Below are 2,903 nucleotides of genomic sequence, written 5' to 3'. Positions count from 1 at the left end.
ACCAAAGCGCTTTCAGTCTGAAATACGATTTGGAAAAATTTCGGCTCGACTCCAAAAATGAATTTGCATTAGGCAGCCAAGACATATCGGATAAATTGGTTATTCCTCAAAAACTCTACGGCAGGGATAAAGAGCTACTTTCCGTACAGGAGAAAATCGGCTCTATCATCGGAAATATCCCGAAATTGATGATGATCAGCGGATATTCAGGAATCGGAAAATCGTCTTTTATCAATGAACTCAGTCCGGCTATTCTGAGCCAAAACGGATATTTTTTAAAAGGGAAATTTGACCAATACAACCGTACAACGTCCTATATCGCCTTTATTCAAATTTTCATCAATCTTATCAACATCGTTAACACCATGCCGCCGGATATAAAGCGCAAAACGATTCAGGATTTGTCCAATTTTTTAGGCGAAAGTAAAAATGCTCTGGTTAAAATCGTCCCTGAGCTAAAGACACTTTTCAATATTGCACATACACCTGCTATTGAACAATCACGGCTCAAAAATCAGCTTTTTATTGCGATGGAGCGTTTTCTAAGTTTTTTTGCCTCAAAAGAACACCCTCTCGTCATTTTTATAGACGACATGCAGTGGGCCGATTTAGCCTCATTGGAAATATTGGAACTGATTTTCTCATCCAACCGATTGAACAGTTTTTTAATTATCGGTGCCTATCGGAGCAATGAAGTCAATTCAACCCACCCGATGAGGCTCTCATTGAATACGATCGGCGACAAAATCGGAAAGATCGAAGAGATCGAACTGCTACCGTTGACCCTCGATGCAATCAAGCAACTCTTAAGCGAAACATTGAAAACCCAAGAGGTTAATGCCCTAGGGGAGCTATTACTCCAAAAAACCGAAGGAAATCCGTTTTTTGTCCGACAGTTTATCCATACGCTAGGAAAAAGAGATTTACTCCGATTTAATAAAGAGAGTCGTTCGTGGGAATGGGAAATCGCTAAAATCCGGGAAGAAGACTTAACCAGTAATGTGATCGATCATCTGGTGGCCAAAATCAATACCATGTCCTCGAATGCCCGTATCTTTATCCAAACGGCATCGGTGATCGGGGATATTTTTGATCTAAACGCCCTGTCATCACTATATCTTTTCGCAGATACCGATATTTTAGAGATTCTCGATGAGGTATTGAACGAAGGGCTCATCGACGTTTTTTCCGATGATAATGTCATCGTCTCGTACTCGTCGCAGTATTATCATTTCATCCATGATAAGATCCGCCAAGCGGCATATCTCATGCTGGACGAACATACTAAAAAAGAGCTTCATCTCAAACTGGTCCACGATTTTTTGTCCCACGAAAACCGAACCGAAAAAAATGCTTTGACCGTCGCAAAACATATCGTCGAGGTGATCGACAGTATAAAGCAGTATGAGCTATATCCTATTCTCGATATTTTAAATCAGGCATCTCTCTCGGCAAAAGAGGCTCTTGCCTATGATGAGGCTATCACGTACAGCCGTTGTGCTCTTTCCGTTCTTCCGGACGATGCATGGAACGAACGGTACGAGACAACATTTTCGCTTTATCTCAACCTGCTCGATACCCTAAGCCACGCCCGGAAATTTGAAGAGGCGGCTGAATTGTTCGAATATCTTCTCCAAAACAATCTCCTCAGAGCAATCGATACAGCCAGAATCTACAACCATCGGCTCGCTTACCATTTTATGCAGGGGATGCTCGCAGAAGCCATCGAAGACGGACGACAGGCACTGGAAGTTTTAGGTCATCACATTCCTGACAATCCATCCGCACTCTCCGTTTTAGAAGCAAATGAACTCAATTGGTTCCGGACGCACATCCAATCTGCCGAAGAGCTTCATAAGCTTAAAGAGATGAATGATGAGGTCATCGAGCTATGTATGGATATTCTCGTCAATATGGGTATTCCGGCCTTCGTCAGCAGACAGGACATGTTTGCGGTAGTTGCCTTTAAAATGGCCCGTCTTTCCCTCATATACGGAAACTGCGACGTATCTTCATACGGGTATATGCTATGCGGGATGATTATCGGATCTCGGCTTCGTGAATACGAAAACGGCTATGCCTATGGACAATTCGCGATGGTTCTTCAAGATAAGTTTAACAACAAAGCAATCGAATGCAAACTTTTGCGGGTATATGGAGCCTATGTCGCATCATGGATGCAGCCGCACGAACAGACTCTGAACATTTTATACAAAGCCTATATGTCCGGAATCGAGACCGGCGATTTTTTATACTCGATCTACTGCGTCAACCATATTTTTACACGTGAGTTTCTCTCCGGTATCGCTCTGGACGTTTTAGAAGAAAAAAGTAAAAGCTATCTTGATTTCATTAAAAGTTCAAAAGAACTGCCTATTCTCATGACTCAATACTTGCTGATCAATATTCCCCGTTGTTTACGGGGAAATACCGATTCTCTAAGCTCTCTCAGTACACCCGATTTTAATGAGAACGAAGCGGTCGAATATTTTAAAGCGATCAACTACAAAACCTTATTAGCCTATTACTATATTTATAAACTGCAAATCTGCTATATCCATGAACTGTATGATGAAGCCCTCGGTTATGCCCGCGATGCGGTAGAATATCTGGGAAATATCAAAGGAAATATCCTCGAAACGGAATGGGTATTTTATTACGCAATGTCATTGTTCAGATACTCTTTGTCAAATACGATCAATGACGGTGAACGTCAAACTCTCCGCGATTTTGAAAAACAGTTCGAACAGTGGGCTCTCCTTTGCCCCGAGAATTTTCAACCGAAATACCTTTTGATCAAAGGGATAAACGCATATATTCTCTCTCATTTTGAAGAAGCGTTTGCCGATTTCGATCAAGCGATTGAGGCACAAGACCACAATACGCCCACATTGTTTAAAGCA

1 protein-coding gene is annotated in these 2,903 nt (G+C 42.0%); it reads left to right on the top strand.

What is annotated here, in order from left to right; genetic code table 11:
- A partial coding sequence (locus Q0389_RS09280; RefSeq protein WP_298693695.1) for an AAA family ATPase occupies positions 1 to 2,903 on the top strand: 2,903 nt, incomplete at both ends.

The sequence above is a fragment of the uncultured Sulfuricurvum sp. genome (assembly GCF_937936435.1).
Classification (GTDB): Bacteria; Campylobacterota; Campylobacteria; order Campylobacterales; family Sulfurimonadaceae; genus Sulfuricurvum.
Note: the sequence above shows the minus strand (reverse complement) of the source record. Positions and strands in the feature narration are given on the sequence as shown.